Annotated in this window: 15 protein-coding genes; 9 read left to right on the top strand and 6 right to left on the bottom strand. The window is 60.3% G+C overall.

Annotated features, from left to right (window positions below; all coding sequences use genetic code 11):
- Window positions 1–44 precede the first annotated feature (44 nt).
- Window positions 45–2195, top strand: a complete 2151-nt coding sequence (ligA, locus tag QB905_RS08020) for an NAD-dependent DNA ligase LigA (protein ID WP_282975599.1) — start codon at window positions 45–47, stop codon at window positions 2193–2195.
- Window positions 2192–2929: an SDR family oxidoreductase gene (locus QB905_RS08015; protein WP_282974213.1), complete on the top strand. Its 738-nt coding sequence runs from the start codon at window positions 2192–2194 to the stop codon at window positions 2927–2929. The genes ligA and QB905_RS08015 overlap by 4 nt, the downstream gene beginning before the upstream one ends.
- On the opposite strand, the gene QB905_RS08010 is transcribed toward QB905_RS08015, so the two are convergent.
- The 5 genes from QB905_RS08010 to QB905_RS07990 all read right to left on the bottom strand — a co-directional run bounded on the left by QB905_RS08010 (window position 2926) and on the right by QB905_RS07990 (window position 7237).
- The gene (locus tag QB905_RS08010; protein ID WP_282974212.1) at window positions 2926–3582 is read right to left on the bottom strand and encodes an AAA family ATPase; all 657 of its coding nucleotides are present in this window, start codon (window positions 3580–3582) and stop codon (window positions 2926–2928) included. The genes QB905_RS08015 and QB905_RS08010 overlap by 4 nt on opposite strands.
- Window positions 3583–3801, bottom strand: coding sequence for a hypothetical protein (locus QB905_RS08005; RefSeq protein WP_282974210.1), 219 nt, complete (start codon window positions 3799–3801; stop codon window positions 3583–3585). It lies immediately after the preceding gene.
- A gap of 39 nt (window positions 3802–3840) precedes the next feature.
- A complete protein-coding gene (locus tag QB905_RS08000) occupies window positions 3841–5700 on the bottom strand; it encodes an aminopeptidase P family protein (protein ID WP_282974209.1) in 1860 nt (619 codons plus the stop codon).
- Between the two features lie 65 nt (window positions 5701–5765).
- A complete protein-coding gene (locus QB905_RS07995) occupies window positions 5766–6293 on the bottom strand; it encodes a hypothetical protein (protein ID WP_282974208.1) in 528 nt (175 codons plus the stop codon).
- Between the two features lie 77 nt (window positions 6294–6370).
- Window positions 6371–7237 (bottom strand): 50S ribosomal protein L11 methyltransferase, encoded by an 867-nt coding sequence (locus QB905_RS07990; RefSeq protein ID WP_282974207.1) that lies wholly within the window; start codon window positions 7235–7237, stop codon window positions 6371–6373.
- A gap of 112 nt (window positions 7238–7349) precedes the next feature.
- Between QB905_RS07990 and QB905_RS07985 the strand changes: the two genes are divergently transcribed.
- Both QB905_RS07985 and fumC read left to right on the top strand, forming a co-directional pair.
- Window positions 7350–8099 carry a hypothetical protein gene (locus QB905_RS07985; RefSeq protein ID WP_282974206.1) on the top strand — a complete coding sequence of 250 codons (750 nt, stop codon included), beginning with the start codon at window positions 7350–7352 and terminating at the stop codon, window positions 8097–8099.
- A gap of 217 nt (window positions 8100–8316) precedes the next feature.
- On the top strand, window positions 8317–9711 hold the full coding sequence (gene fumC, locus QB905_RS07980) for a class II fumarate hydratase (protein ID WP_282974204.1): 1395 nt from the start codon (window positions 8317–8319) through the stop codon (window positions 9709–9711).
- A 558-nt stretch (window positions 9712–10269) separates the two neighbouring features.
- Here fumC and QB905_RS07975 read toward each other — a convergent pair.
- Window positions 10270–10668 carry a YccF domain-containing protein gene (locus QB905_RS07975; protein WP_282974203.1) on the bottom strand — a complete coding sequence of 133 codons (399 nt, stop codon included), beginning with the start codon at window positions 10666–10668 and terminating at the stop codon, window positions 10270–10272.
- Between the two features lie 432 nt (window positions 10669–11100).
- On the opposite strand from QB905_RS07975, the gene QB905_RS07970 reads away from it, so the two are divergent.
- From QB905_RS07970 to QB905_RS07950, 5 genes are all read left to right on the top strand, one after another.
- Window positions 11101–11298 carry a DUF4169 family protein gene (locus tag QB905_RS07970; protein WP_282974201.1) on the top strand — a complete coding sequence of 66 codons (198 nt, stop codon included), beginning with the start codon at window positions 11101–11103 and terminating at the stop codon, window positions 11296–11298.
- 157 nt (window positions 11299–11455) lie between these two features.
- Window positions 11456–11692: a ribbon-helix-helix domain-containing protein gene (locus QB905_RS07965; protein ID WP_282974199.1), complete on the top strand. Its 237-nt coding sequence runs from the start codon at window positions 11456–11458 to the stop codon at window positions 11690–11692.
- Window positions 11693–11850: 158 nt separating this feature from the next.
- Window positions 11851–14178 (top strand): ATP-dependent helicase, encoded by a 2328-nt coding sequence (locus QB905_RS07960; protein WP_282974197.1) that lies wholly within the window; start codon window positions 11851–11853, stop codon window positions 14176–14178.
- A 37-nt stretch (window positions 14179–14215) separates the two neighbouring features.
- A complete protein-coding gene (locus tag QB905_RS07955) occupies window positions 14216–15469 on the top strand; it encodes a cytochrome P450 (protein WP_282974196.1) in 1254 nt (417 codons plus the stop codon).
- Between the two features lie 21 nt (window positions 15470–15490).
- The gene (locus tag QB905_RS07950) at window positions 15491–15850 is read left to right on the top strand and encodes a RusA family crossover junction endodeoxyribonuclease (protein WP_461781797.1); all 360 of its coding nucleotides are present in this window, start codon (window positions 15491–15493) and stop codon (window positions 15848–15850) included.
- Window position 15851: the final 1 nt, after the last annotated feature.

Here is a 15851-nt window from a genome sequence, read left to right as displayed (position 1 = left end):
GATATGTTTGAACCGCGCGAACAGGAAGTCCCGCCTTGGCCAGCATGACCCCAGACGATGCCCGCGCCCTCCATGCCGAACTGGCGGCGCAGGTTCAGCATCACCGCGACCTCTATTATAATGAGGAAACGCCCGAACTGACGGACGCCGATTATGATGCGCTCGAAAAACGCCTGCGCGCGCTGGAGGCCGATTTTCCTGACCTGAAAACGCCGGATAGCCCGACGGCTCTGGTGGGGGCGCCGATCTCGGAAAAGTTCGCCCCTGTGGCGCATGGCGTGCCCATGCTGTCGCTCGACAATGCCTTCGCGTCGGAAGATGTCAGAGATTTCGAGACGCGCATCCGCCGCTTCCTCAAACTGCCGGACGACGAGTCGGTGGCTTTCGCCGCCGAGCCCAAGATCGACGGCCTGTCGTGCTCGATCCTCTATGTCGATGGCATACTCACGCGCGCCGCCACGCGCGGCGATGGCCGAACCGGCGAAAACATCACCGAAAACGTTAGAACTATCAAGGACATTCCGCATCGCCTGCATGGCTCCGGCTGGCCTAAACACATTGAGATTCGCGGCGAGGTCTATATGCCGCTGGCCGCTTTCGCCGACATGAACGCCAGGGCCGAAGTTGCGGGCACCAAGATTTTCGCCAATCCGCGCAATGCGGCCTCTGGCGCGCTGCGTCAGCTTGATGCCAGTATCACCGCAGCGCGGCCCCTGCATTTCTTCGCCTATGCCTGGGGAGAGGTCAGCGAGGACTTTGCCGCCAGTCAATCTGAAGCCCTGCAAAAATTCTGCGACTGGGGCTTCATCGTTAATCCGTATTCCGTGCGCGTTACGGGGGCGCAAGGCCTGCTCGATGTTTATGGCGGCTTGCAAAAGACGCGCGCCGAACTGGGCTACGATATTGACGGCGTGGTCTATAAGGTGGACAGGCTTGACTGGCAGCGTCGTCTGGGCTTCGTGTCGCGCTCGCCACGCTGGGCGATCGCGCACAAATTCCCCGCCGAACAGGCGCTGACGCGGCTTCTCGCCATCGATATTCAGGTTGGCCGTATGGGCACGCTGACGCCGGTGGCGCGGCTGGAACCGGTCAATGTCGGCGGGGTGGTGGTCACCAATGTCACCCTGCACAATGCCGACGAAATCGCCCGCAAGGACATCCATCTCGGTGATCTTGTGCGGTTACAGCGTGCCGGTGATGTGATACCACAGATCGTCGGCGTTGAGCTGGAGGCGCGCCCTGTCGATGCGAAAGCCTATGAATTTCCCGTCATCTGTCCGTGTCCGCTTAAAACCGAGGTGGTGCGCGAGGCCAATGCCAGGGGCGAGGAGGGGGTGGCGCGCAAATGTTCGGGCGATCAGGCCTGCCCGCACCAGCGCGTCGAATATCTGAAATATGTCTGTAGCCGCCGCGTGCTTGATATTGAGGGGCTGGGCGAAAGCAATATCGAAGTCTTCCATCGCTCAGGCCTGCTCGACGAACCGGCGGACATCTACCGCCTGCACGCCCGCGCCGATCAGGTGCGCGCCGCCGTGCTGGAGGAACGCAAGCGCCAGTCCGCCGAGCGCCGCGAAAAAAGCGGTCAGGGCGCAGATAAGGCGCTGGCCGACGAAAATCGCGCCTTTGCTGGCATCGACAAGCTGTTCGCCGCCATCGATGATCGTCGCACCCTGCCGCTCGACCGCTTTATCGCGGCGCTTGGCATCAAACATGTCGGCGAAACCACCTCGCGTCTGCTGGCCCGCGCCTATGGCTCCGAAAGCCATTTTCATGCGGCCATGACGGCGGCGGCGCAGGGCGATGAGGCGGCCAGACAGCATCTGGGTGATCTCGACCAGATCGGCCCCGTGGTGGCCGAGGCCGTGATCAGCTATTTCGCTCACCCCTACCAGAGCGAGATGTACGACCGCTTCAAGGCGCAGGTGACGGTCGAAGACGCCGAGGTCGTGGCCGGTGATCATGCTGTCAGCGGCAAGACCATCGTCTTCACCGGTACGCTGGAAAAGCTGACGCGCGACGAGGCCAAGGCGCAGGCCGAACGGCTGGGGGCCAAGGTGTCAGGCTCAGTCTCAGCCAAGACCGATTATGTGGTGGCGGGCCCCGGCGCAGGCTCCAAGCTCAAAAAAGCCGCCGAACTGGGCGTGGCCGTGTTGAGCGAGGACGAATGGCTGGACATGGCAGGGGGGGCCGGATGAAGACCGCCATTATCACTGGGGCCGGTTCGGGCATTGGCCGTGCCGTGGCGCTGGGTCTGGCCGGGGCCGGTTACGCCGTGGTGCTGGCGGGCCGTCATTTGGACAGGCTTGAAGCGACCGCCGCTGACATCGCGGGTGACAGCTTGTGCGTCGCCAGCGATGTGCGTGATCCTGACGCCGTCGCCGCCCTGTTCGATGCGGCTGTGGCGCGTTTCGGGCGGGTCGATCTTCTGTTCAATAATGCCGGGCGCAGCGCGCCCGCCGTGCCGCTTGATGAACTGCCGGTCGAGGCTCTGCGCGACCTGATCGACACCAATGTCACCGGCATGTTGCTGTGCGCGCGCGAAGCCTTCCGCGTCATGAAGGCGCAAAACCCGCAGGGCGGGCGCATCATCAATAATGGCTCGGTGTCGGCCTATGCGCCGCGCCCCCACGCCGCCCCCTATGTGATGAGCAAGCACGCCGTCACCGGCCTGACCAAGAGCATCATCCTCGATGGCCGCGCCTTTGGCATATTGGGGTCGCAGATCGACATCGGCAATGTGGTGTCCGATATGTCGGCGGGCATGGCCACGGGCGTGTTGCAAGCCGATGGCGCCACCCGCCCCGAGCCGCTTATGGAGATGGCCCATGTCGTCAAAACCGTGCTGCACATGGCGCAGATGCCGCCCGAAGCCAATATGCCGTTCGTCACGGTGATGGCGTCGGTAATGCCGCTGTATGGCCGGGGTTAGAGCTTTTGAAAACCGTCGGCAGGTCGTTCCAGCAGGTCTTTCAATTCCGGCGCGGAGGCTAAGACGGCGTCCATGATTTCGGCGATGGCGCTGCTATCGACCGAAAAACCGTCATCTGTCTTGGAGGCGATCAGTTTGGGATCGGCCTCGGAATTATCAAAAATATACGCCTTGTCGGCCATGTCGAAAAACCAGGCGAGTTGTTCGAAAGAGCGGCTACGTCTTGCACGTATCTTGTCTTCGGGCACATCATGGCCGCCGCGTTTGATCCGCAGCCGGACGCGCTCAATATTCAGTTCAACGGTTTTCAGATAGACGTAAATCAGGTTGATCTGAAAACCTCGCTCCCTGGCCATTTCTACCAGCCGCCGGTATTTCGGGCTGGAAAGCACGGTTTCGACGCCAACGGTCTGATAGGCTTCGACCGACGCATAAAGCCATGCCTCGATCCGTTGCACCGCCAGCAGATTGGCAGGATCGAGTTCCAGAGCTTCGCTGTCGGCGATGCGCTTCGCCAGTATGTCGGGGTTGATGATCCATACGGAATTCTTAGGCGAATCCATCGTCAGCAGACCATAGGCCGAACTTTTCCCAGAGCCATTGGGTCCGGCGATAATCCATAGTTCCGGTTGCGGCAGGCTTGCGGGCAACACCTACTTGCCTGAGCGGGAGCCGAAAAGGCGTAGATTTTCCTCACGCGCTTTTTGAACGCCTTTTTTGAAAACATATAGCAGGTCTTCGCCGAGATTGGGGCTGTTGCTGCTGACCGAATAGACGCGGCTTTTTTCGCCATCATCATTGATGATGGTCTTGACCGCTACCGTCTTGGGCCTGGCCCCGGCTTTACGCGCCTTGATGATTTCCATTTTCATAGTTTAAACCTACCACAAAACGAACAAGCCGCCAATAAACTAAAGCGGCGCGCACACACCTTCCAGCCACGCCTTCACCTCCGCCGACACCAGCGGCCCGACCTTTTCCAGCACCTGCGCATGGTAGGCGTCCATATAGGCGCGTTCGGGCGCACTGAGCATGGCGACATCGATCAGGTCGCGGTCGATGGGGGCCCATGTCAGGTTCTCGAAGCCGAGCATGGCGCGCTCGCCGCCTTCGGGCACCGTGGCTTCGGTGACATATTGCAGGTTTTCAATGCGGATGCCGTAATCGTCCGTCTTGTAAAAACCCGGCTCGTTGGAAACGATCATGCCAGCCAGCAAACCTTGCGCGCTTAAGCCTTTCGAGATGCGCTGCGGCCCTTCGTGGACGCCGAGATAGACGCCGACGCCGTGGCCGGTGCCGTGGTCGTAATCAAAGCCCTCGGCCCACAAAAACTGCCGCGCCAGAGCGTCGAGGTGCGTACCCGTCGTGCCCGCCGGGAACCTGACCGTGGCCAGCGCAATATGGCCTTTCAGCACCAGCGTAAACATGTGTTTATGCTCAGGCTTAGGCGTGCCGATGGCCACAGTGCGCGTCACATCGGTGGTGCCGTCCAGATATTGCGCGCCGGAATCGACGAGCAGCAGATTGCCGTGCGCCGTCTTCAGATTGGACTGCACATTGACCTTGTAATGCGGCAAGGCGCCGTGCGGGCCAAAGCCGGAAATCGTGTCAAACGACAGGTCTTGCAGCGCGATGCCGAAGGTCTGGGCCGACATGCGGCGGCGGATCGCTTCCAGTTTTTGCGCGGCCTCGATCTCGGTCGGCAGCAGGTTTTGCGCCTCCGTGGCCAGCCAGTGCAGGAAGGTGGTCAGCATGGCGCCGTCACGGATATGGGCGGCCTTGGTGCCCGCGATCTCGACGGCGTTTTTGATGGCGCGCGGCAGCAGGCACGGATCCTCGCCCATCACCGGCGTGGCCCCGGCGGCGCGGATGGCTTCCAGCCAATAGGCCGACGACAACTGGCCGTCGATCAGCACCGGCTGGCCGCAGAAGGCCGCGAGGCGGACTGTGATCGCATCGGGGCTTTTCAGCGCCACCTCATCGCCCAGCCATGCGGCCAGCCCATCGCTGATCTTGGCCGGTTCGACAAACAGTTCCGCCGAACCATCGCTTTTCAGGATGGCCTGACCGAGCGGCAGGGGCGAGCGGATGACATCGCCGCCGCGAATATTGAACAGCCAGGCCAGTGACGATGGCGCGGTGATCAAGGCGGCAGCCACGCCTTTGGCTTTCAGGGCGTCGCCGATACGGGCGCGTTTGTCGGCGGACGCTTCGCCCGCATGCTTAAGCGGCTGGGCCACAATCGGGGCCATCGGCTGGGCCGGGCGGGCTTTTCCCCACGCCATGTCGATGGGATTAAGGTCCACGGCCTTCAGCGTCATGCCGGTGCGCGTGGCGGCGTCATTCAGCCGTTTCAGGCCGTCCGGGCTGGTCAGGCGGGGATCATAGCCGATAATTGCACCGGGGCGCGCCGTGGCGATGGCGTCGGCCACAGCGCCGCCATGATAGTCCTCGACCGTGAAGACGGACGGATCGGTCTGTTCGCGCGATTGCAGCGTGTAGCGCCCGTCAGCAAAGAGAATGGCGCGGTCCATAAAGATGATCGCCGCCCCAGCCGACCCGGTGAAGCCCGATACCCAGGCCAGCCGCTCATTGGCGTCGGGCAGATATTCATTCTGGTGCTCGTCCTCATGCGGCACGATAAAAGCATCGAGCCCCTGCGCGTTCATCTGCGCCCGCAGCGCCGCCACATGGCGCACACCCTGCTCCGGCGAGGTGGTGACATCGTAATGCTGAAAATAGTCGGATTTTTGCGCGGTGTCGGCGGTCATGGCGAGGCTTTCCGGGAGAATGTCCCTCCCTATATAGCCCCGCCATCCAGCGTTTCAAACGCTTCTTATTCGAACTGAATCTTGTCGATATAATAGGGCTTGTAAGGATCGGCCCCGCCTTGAATAAACACATCGGCGATGGTGGTGTTCTCGGCGCCGATGTCTTTCAGCGGCACCTCGACAATACCCCATTTTTTGACCTCCGGCTTGAACGTGAAAGTCGAGGGCGGCGACTTTCCATCGGGCGTCTTGACGTGAACGCCAAGCGTCTGTCCGCCCTCGACGCCGCCATTGATATAGAAGGTCAGCTTGGTGTAGCCCGCCGTGGACATGGGGTCATGGTGCAGATCGAGCGCCGACCAGGCCCCGCCCTCCACCTTGATCGGCTTGACATTGCCAGCCGGTATCTGAAGGTGGTTGGTGGTGCCCCAGCTCCAGTCCTGCCAGCCGTTTTGCAGGCCATCATCATAGAGGACGAGCGGTGGCTTCGCGGCGGCGGTGGCGGGCGCATCGGCGGCGAAGGCGGCGCGGGCGGCCATGAGGCCACCGAGTGCGACTGAGGACGCAATCAGGCTGCGACGTGAAATAGGCATGGGCAACTCTCCCTGTTTTTATATGAGGGCGGAATCATGCCAAAAAATCATACAAATGCAAGCCCGCCGTCTGCGCCTCAGATCTTTTGCATCACCAGTGTGCACCAGGCGTCACGGTGGATGCGGCGCACCACCCGGAAACCGTGGCTGAGATAGGCCCCCTTGACGAAGCGTTCCTGGGTGCGCAGCAGGCCTGACAGGATAACGAGTCCCTTCGGCTTCAGCGCGCCGCGAATGGCCATCGACAGCCCCACCAGAGGCCGCGCCAGAATATTGGCGAAGACCAGATCATAGGGCGCATCGCGCCGCACCAGGCCGTGATCAAGGCCGCTGGCGTACACAAAGCGCGCCCTGACCTGATTGAGTTTGGCGTTTTCATTGGAGATGCGTACCGAGATCGGATCAATGTCGGTGCCGACGGCGATGCGCGTACCGGTTTTGGCGGCGGCGATGGCCAGCACGCCCGTGCCTGCGCCGACATCGAGCACGCGGTCAAAGCGGTGGGATTTCAGCAGGTCGTGATAGGCGATCAGGCAGCCGACCGTGGTGCCGTGGTGGCCGGTGCCAAACGCCGCGCCGGCCTCGATGCGCAGATTGACCGTATTGTCGGGGGTGCGGCCATGATCATGGATGCCGTACACGAAGAAGCGCCCGGCGCGCACCGGCGGCAGGCCCGACAGCGCCATAGCCAGCCAGTCGGCATCGGCCAGCGCATCGACTTTGACGCTTAAGGTCGGGAAACCGGCCAGCACGGTTTGCAGGCGTTCGTCCTCGTCTTCGGCGGTCGGAAAGGCGTCGATGCGCCAGACATCGTGATCCTCATCTTCCTCAAGGATCGAATAGGTGGTGCCTTCCAGCAACTCGTCCGCATCGATGGCGGCGGCGGCGGCTTCCGAGACGGAGCGCGGTCCGCGCGCGATAATTTGTTGAGGATTGTAGGTCATGGGGGCCTGCGGTAAGGAATTATAACGGCTTTAATTGATTCAGCGAACTGATTCGGATAACCTCGGCATGAGATTTGCGGTTATCTGGAAAACAGGCATTTAAGGACAGACGATGGCGAGAGCTACCAAAAAATCGACTTCGGGTGATGCGAAAGCCCCGGCGGCGGACATTGCGGCGGATGCCGGTGTGAAGAAAACCCTTGCCCGCAAGGCGCCTGCGGCGAAAACCGCAGCAGCACCGGCGGCGGCTGTTAAAAAAGCAGCGCCTGTGAAAAAGGCCGCCGCTGTCTCAAAGGCCGTGGTCGATGATGTCAAGAAGCCGGTCGTGGCCGGGGTGGCCAAGGCGGAAAAAGCCGTGAAGACGACCGCAGCCAAGGCTGAAAAGGCCGTGAAAAAGACGGCGGCTGCCGCCAAGAGCCGCGTGACCAGCGCCACCAAGGCGGCGGAAGCCAAGGTCGAAAAGATCGAAAAAGCCGCCGCCCAGAAGGTATCGCGCACCCGCCCCGCCGCAAGCCAGGCTAAGCAGAGCGCCGCCGCCCGCGTCGATGCGGCCACCGAATCCGCCAAGGCCTCGATCAATGAGGCGCGTGACGCCGCCGCCGCAAAGATCGAAGAGATCAAGACGGCTGCCGAACCGGCGCTGAAGGATATTGAGAAGAAGGCCGAGGCCGCCATCGCTTCGGCTCAGGCGCGCGTCGAGGAGGCCATCGAGCAGGCCAGGCCGCACGTCGAGGATTTCGCCAAAAAGGCCGATGCCTTTACCGCAGATGTCGCTGCCAAAGCGCATGAGGCCACGGGCAAGGCGCAGGAAGCTACGAAGAAGAAGCCCGGTTTCTGGGCGCGTCTGTTCGGCGCCCGCTGATTTTCAGCGCGGCCCATCAAAAACAAACCCTTCCGGTGCCTGCCGGGAGGGTTTTTTCTTGGCCTTTTCCGGGTCAGGGTATAAGGAAACGCCCGTAATCGTAAGGAGCTGAAAGCACGGCGCTGTCGGTCTTTTTGGCGGAAAAAAGCCTCGTCCGTCAGGCGAAGCCGGTTTTGCAAGCTCCGAAATGCCACACCCGTCCCCGGAGACAGCCTTGATGACCAAAACCACCCGTACCGAAACCGATACCTTCGGCCCCATCGAGGTCGCCGCCGACAGATACTGGGGCGCGCAGGCCCAGCGTTCGCTTGGTAATTTCAAGATCGGCTGGGAAAAGCAGCCCCTGCCCATCGTGCGGGCCTTAGGCATTGTCAAGCGCGCCGCCGCCGAAACCAATATGGCGCTGGGCAAGCTTGATCCCGCCATCGGTGCCGCCATCGTGCAGGCCGCCAACGAAGTGATGGAAGGCAAGCTCGACGAACACTTCCCGCTGGTTGTCTGGCAAACCGGTTCGGGCACGCAATCGAATATGAACGCCAATGAGGTGATCTCCAACCGCGCCATCGAAATCATGGGCGGCGAGATGGGCACGAAAAAGCCCGTCCACCCCAATGATCATGTCAATATGAGCCAGTCGTCGAACGACACCTACCCGACCGCCATGCATGTGGCCTGCGCCGAGGAGATCGTCCACCGCCTGCTGCCCGCCCTGCAAGCCCTGCGTAATGCCGTCAACGATAAGGCCGAGGCGTGGAAGGACATCATCAAGATCGGTCGCACCCACACCCAGGACGCCACGCCCCTGACGCTCGGCCAGGAATTTTCCGGCTACACCCAGCAACTGACCAACGGAATCGAGCGTATCGAGCAGACCCTGCCCAAGCTGATGCAACTGGCGCAGGGCGGCACGGCGGTTGGCACCGGTCTCAATGCCCCGATCGGTTTTGCCGAAGGCGTGGCCGACAAGATCGCCGCCATCACCGGCATGAAATTCACCACGGCGCCCAATAAGTTCGAGGCCCTGGCCGCCCATGACGCGATGGTATTCAGCCACGGCGCTATCAATACGGTGGCGGCGTCTTTGTTCAAGATCGCGCAGGACATCCGCTTCCTGGCGTCCGGCCCGCGCGCTGGTCTGGGCGAACTGGCCCTGCCGGAAAACGAGCCGGGCTCGTCGATCATGCCGGGCAAGGTCAATCCCACCCAGTGCGAGGCGATGACGCAGGTCTGCGTGCAGATCTTCGGCAATAATGCCGCGCTCACCTTTGCCGGTTCGCAGGGCAATTTCGAGCTGAACGTCTATAATCCGGTCATGGCCTATAATTTCCTGCAATCGGTGCGCCTGATGGCCGATGCGGCGGTCAGCTTCACCGATCATTGCGTGGTCGGCATCGAGCCGCGCCTCGACAATATCAAAAAGGGTGTCGAAAACTCGCTGATGCTGGTGACGGCGCTCAATGGCCGCCTGGGTTATGACGCCTGCGCCAAGATCGCCAAGACCGCCCACAAGAATGGCACCACCCTGCGCGAAGAAGCGGTCGGCGGCGGATACCTCAGCAATGAAGAATTCGACGAGATCGTCCGCCCGGAGAATATGGTGCATCCGGGCTAAACACAGGTATTCAAGACAAGGGGTCACTTTCTTCCGCAAGGGGTCGAATGTCGATCCGTCCTAAGGCTTTCGGCCTTTTGAGGCATAAAAATAGGCGCGGGAGCCAGTGGCTCGCCGCGCCTTATTTTTATTTTTTAGTCCCTGTACCGTCAGATATGTCTGGCGGTTTTAGATGTGGCCGATACCGAGCAGGGCCAGAGCCATGAAAGCGGTAAAAGCAACGAGGGCCGAAACGGCGGAAGTGGTGGAAGTCATGAGATTATCTCCTGTTATGCGCCTGAGCGCAGGCAGGGATATAGGTGTTTTTTGTGCAGTGCAAATTAACACATTTCCGTGATCGAAAGAAAAATACTTAATATATTCAAATTATTAAAAGACGTTAATCGTGTATTTCGTAAAAAATTGCTGCACCGTACGCTAAAGTGCCGCGCCGCAGCGCAAGATGGTAAAATTTCTCACATTTTTGCGGTAATTTCGGAAATTATCCGAATGCAGGGTGGTCTTGGCCAACCGCTTTGCTACAAACTGTATCAATAGGTGAAGTGACGCCCGCCCGCTTCACTCGGCATCGACAATCTGCTTGCCGATGGGGGCCAGAGCCAGTTGCGCGAGCTGCAAATCCTTGAATGCAAAAGGAATGCCGATGATGGAGATCGCTTCGGGGATAGCGATCAGCACATGGGCCAGGGCAATATACCAGCCGGCGAAGACGAACCAGATGATATTGAGCCCCAGTCCCAGGCAACCCGTGCCGACATCGGGCTTGCCGTTCCATGCCTCACGGTCAACAATGCGCCGTCCGAATGGCCAGAAGACGAATCCGGCGATGCGCCAGGCGGCGAAGGCCCACGGCAGGCCCACTATGGTGCAGGCCAGGATCAGCCCGCCAAACAGCCACAGACAGCCCGCCACGAAGCCGCCGAAAAACAGCCAGAGACAATTGAGGATGAGGGTCATGCCGCGCTCCGCACAAAGGATCAGACGATTATAAGGGTTTTGCGCGGCGTTTCACCGGCAATTTCGACCCGCCACCATCCTAACACGGTTAAGTGATGCCGAATGGATTTAAACCGGTATTGGATTTATAATGAAGGCAACGGACGGAAAGAGAAAGCGAATGGCTATTTTATTTGCCGTATGCGAACACTTTCCAAACGGCCAAAGCTTACCTGTACCAAGCTGCGATGACCTTGACTCATGGCGGCTTGGCAAGGCCGACTGGCCGTCGAGCTTATGCGAGGAGCCCATTCTTCTTAAAAGAAATGGCGGCGTTTGAGCTGCAAATAATGCTTTATACAAACTTGCACCCAAATAGATTCTGGGCTGCGCAAGTGGGTATAAAGCCCTATCCGGATGGTTATACTTTCCGAGCAAAGGATGAGAGTGGAGATGGCGGAGCTGATCAATCTCAATAAGGCCCGCAAGGCGCGTGACAAACAACGGCGTGTTGAGAAGGCGGCTGAAAACCGTATTCTGTACGGAATGCCGGTGCATCTAAAAAAAGATGCACGAGAAAATCAGAAAAACACAGAGCGGCGTTTTGAGGCCGGCAGAATTGCAGGGGCGGATGACAGCAAAAACAGTTGACGCTTATCAGTAAATGGTTTCTGATTACCGTTCAATATGAGTATGTGGTTTTATAATACCGTATATTCAGTCGGTTATATAACCAGTGCCGATAGCGTCGGGGGTGTTGATACGATTTAGTCAGGGGGCAAGCCTTTCCGAAACCGGAGGAAAACCAATGCCAGGTCTAAAAAAACGATCCGTCAACCTCGCTGGCCACGCTACGTCCGTGGCGCTGGAGCCTGAATTCTGGGCCGTGCTCGAAATGATGGCGAAAGAACGTAAGCTCAGCCTCGCTGCCCTGATCGCCGAACTCGATTCGCGGCGCGGCGAAAGTCTGCTCGCGTCTTTTTGCCGGTTATCAGCCCTGGCCTGGTGCCAGAAGGGGGCTGCCCTACGCCGCAAAAAGGTCTGATCGAGGCTCGGAGGATGCCGGTTCGCGCACTTTAAGTAACAGTGTTACGCGAAAAGACTCCGTCCTGTGGCCACATGCCTCGCTTCGGTGTGTCGATTTTTGTTGACGTTCTGCGTTTGTCCCTTGGCGTGGGCGGCGACAAGGATTAACTGAGGCGGATGGAAACCTCTCCGCCTACAGTTCCGAACGGCCCCAAGCTCAGCGAGCTGGCCACGGCGCGGCCCGATTTTTTTGCAGGCCTCAATGCCGAACAGGAAGCCGCTGTGCGCGCCGTGTCAGGCCCCGTTCTGGTGCTGGCAGGCGCTGGCACCGGCAAGACGCGCGTGCTGACCACCCGCATCGCCCACATTCTGGCTCTGGGTCTGGCGCGACCGTGGGAAATCCTGTGCGTCACCTTCACCAACAAGGCGGCGCGCGAAATGCGCGAACGCACCCTGGCTCTGGTGGGCGCATCGGCGGAAGGGCTGTCGAGCCTTGGCACCTTCCATTCCATCGCCGCACAGATCCTGCGCCGCCATGCCGAGCTGGTGGGGCTGAAATCGAGCTTCACCATCCTCGACGATGACGATCAGGTGCGCCTGCTGAAAGGCCTGTTCGAGCAGGAGGGCATCGACCAGAAACGCTTTCCACCCAAGCTGTTCGCCTGGCATATCGACCAGTGGAAGAATAAGGGCCTGACGCCCGACAAGGTCAAATCAGATGAGGGAACAGAATTCGCCGGCGGGCGCGGTGTTAAGCTTTACCGGATGTATCAGGATCGCCTGCGCATCCTCAATGCCTGCGATTTCGGCGATCTTCTGCTGCACAATCTCGAACTGCTGACCAAAAACCCCGATATTCTCGAAACCTATCACCGTAGATTCAAATATATTCTGGTCGATGAATATCAGGATACCAATGTCGCCCAGTATCTGTGGCTGCGTTTGCTGACCTCGGCCTCCCGAAACCTGTGCTGCGTCGGTGATGACGACCAGTCCATCTATGGCTGGCGCGGCGCCGAGGTCGATAATATCCTCAAGTTCGAACGCGATTATCCCGGCGCGAAGATTGTGCGGCTGGAGCGCAACTATCGTTCCACCCAGCATATATTGGCCGCTGCTTCGGGCCTGATCAAGGCCAATTCCGCCCGCCTCGGCAAGACCCTGTTCACCGATCTTAAAGGCGGTGACAAGGTGCAGGTGCAGGGGCTGTGGGACGGCGCGGCGGAAGCGCAATTCGTCGCCGAAGACATCGAGCGCCAGAAAAAAGCGGGTCGCGCCTATGCCGACATGGCCATTCTGGTGCGCGCCTCGTTTCAGATGCGCGCCTTCGAAGAGCGCTTCGTCATGCTGCAAATCCCCTATACGGTGGTGGGCGGGCCGCGCTTTTTCGAACGCGCCGAAATCCGCGATGCCCTGGCCTATCTGCGCCTGATCCAGTCGCCCGACGATGACCTGGCCTTTGAGCGCATCATCAATGTGCCCAAGCGCGGCATTGGCGACGCCACGGTGCAAAAGCTGCTGCAACAGGCGCGTCTGGCCGGGGTTTCGGTGATGGCGGGCCTGCGCGATCTGATCGAAACCGACGAACTGCCGTCGCGCGCCAAAACGCCTCTGACCGGATTTTTACGCGACTATGACCGCTGGCGTGAGCGCGCCGCCGATATGGCCGCCGATGTGTTGCTCGACATGATCCTGACCGATACCGGCTACAAGGACATGCAGCGCGCCGATAAGGTTTCGGGCCAGACGCGGCTCGACAACCTGAAGGAACTCGGCGATTCGATGCAGGCCTTCGATGATCTGGCCGCCTTTCTTGAACACGTCTCTCTGGTCATGGATCTGGAACGCGACAATGGCGCGTCTTCGGTGCGTCTGATGACGCTGCACGCCGCCAAGGGGCTGGAATTTCCGGTCGTCTATCTGCCGGGCTGGGAGGAGGGCGTCTTTCCTTCGCAGCGCTCGATGGACGAAAATGGCCTGCGCGCCCTCGAAGAAGAGCGCCGTCTGGCCTATGTCGGTATTACCCGCGCCCGTGAGCAGGCGCGCATCAGCTTTGTCTCCAATCGCCAGGTCTATGGCCGCTGGACCAACCAGTTGCCGTCACGCTTCGTCGATGAGCTGCCGATTGAGAATGTCGAGGCCGTGTCGCAGACCGGTTATCAGTCATCGGGCTGGCAATCCAGCGGTGCGGGCGGACAGGATCGCTGGTCGCGTGAAAATTATGCGGCGGGTCATCAGCCCAACCATGCCCGCCGCCCCAATTCGGACGAATTCGGCGGTCATGTGTCCGGCGTGGATATGTCGCGGCTGACACCCAAATCGACGCCGCACCGTCCCACGCCTGCGCCCAAGCCGTCTGCCAAGAATTTCCAGCTCGGCGAGCGCGTTTTCCATATGAAGTTCGGCTATGGCCACATCACCGAACAGGATGGCAACAAGCTTGTTGTCCATTTTGAGACGAGTGGTGACAAAAAGGTCATCGACAGCTTTGTGGAGCGGGCCTAGATTGTGCAGAGGCGAAGGCCTAAGGAGACTACATAATATGCCGAACGAGCCGAAACCGGCCTTTTCCATGCCGCGTCTGCTTCTGTTTGAATATTCCGAACTGAACCCCGCCATGCGCGCCGATCCGCATGCCCTGTTCGATCCGCAGCGCGCCGAGCGCCCGGTCGAGCACGATGGCATGATCCCGGCCATGCTGATCACGGCGCACCGTCATGGCCGCGATACGCTGCGCGACCCGCAGTTTTCACGCAATTTCAATGATGCCGCCCCCGATAATCCGGTCATCGCCAATGTGCGCAAACTCGATGCCGCCGTCGAGGCCGAATATGGTCGTCACGACACCATGCTCACCCTCGACGGCGACGATCACAGCCGGGTGCGCGGCATTGTCGCCGAAGCTTTCCTGAAGCGGGCCGCCAAGGCGCAAAAGCGTGTGGCGGACATTATCGATGAGCGCCTCGATACGTTGCAGGGCCGTGATGGTTTCGATGCGGTCAACGACTATGCCACCCAGATTCCGATCCGTGTGCTGGGCGGTATCCTTGGCTCACCCGAAGAGAGCTTCGACGACCTGAAGCGCTGGACGGAAGGCGGGCAACTGGCCTTCGACCCCACCAAATCCGCCGATCAGGAAAAGCTGGCCCTCGAAGGCCGTCGCGGCATTCTCGGCCATTACCGCGACCTGATGGCGGCCCGCCGTATCGAGCCGCGCGACGATCTGGTCAGCGACCTGCTGGCGGCGCAAAGCGCGGGCGCGGACATCAGCGACAATGAAATCCTGCACAATCTGTTTGCGCTTCTGGTGGCTGGTCACCTGACCACCGCCGATCTGATCGGCAATGGCATATGGCTTTTGCTGACCCATTCTGAGGCGCGCGCCGCCATCGCCGAAAATCCGGCCCTGATCAATGGCGCGGTCGAGGAAATCCTGCGTTTCGAACCGCCGATCTCCTATACGGCGCGCTTCACCAAGCATGAGGGCGAGATCAAGGGCTGTCCCTATCATGGCGGCGACGCCCTCGTGGTCAGCCTGCTGGCGGCCAATCACGATCCGGCGCGCTTTGCTGAACCGCATAGCTTTGACATCAGCCGCAAGCCCAATCCGCACCTGGCTTTCGGCGCCGGTGCCCATATCTGCATCGGCGCACCGCTGGCGCGTATCGAAGGGCAGTTGGCGATTGGCCGCCTGCTGGCGCGCTTCCCGCATCTGCGCCTGCGCGAAAACGGCCCGGCGGACTGGCGCGCCGTGCCGGGCGTGCGCGGTCTGGCGCGGCTTGACGTGATGCCATGAGCGCCAGATTGTGAGCGCCAGATTGTGAGCGACTGGATCACGGCGGGCAAGGTGAAGGCGCGCGAAACCCCGGAGGGGCTGGAAATCGTCATTGACGGCCTCTCGACGCAGGGCCGTTATTACAAGCCGCTGGTCTATGAGTTTTTCCGCAAGGAATGGCGCGGTAACCGCCCGGCCTGGGGCGATTACGGCGTCGATATTCGCATGGAGCATATCGGCGATCCGCCGATGATGGATCTCGATAATCTCGCCAAGGCCCTGCTCGACGCCATCAAGGGCTTTGTGTTTCATGACGATTCGCAGGTGGCGCGCCTGCTGGTCGAACGCTTTCCGGGCGACCGCGAACAGATCAATATCCGCGTTTATCCGCTCAGGCGCTGAC

Source organism: Asticcacaulis sp. EMRT-3 (assembly GCF_030027245.1).
Classification (GTDB): Bacteria; Pseudomonadota; Alphaproteobacteria; order Caulobacterales; family Caulobacteraceae; genus Asticcacaulis.
The sequence above is the reverse complement of the archived record's forward strand: the minus strand, read 5'-3'. Positions and strand labels throughout refer to the sequence as shown.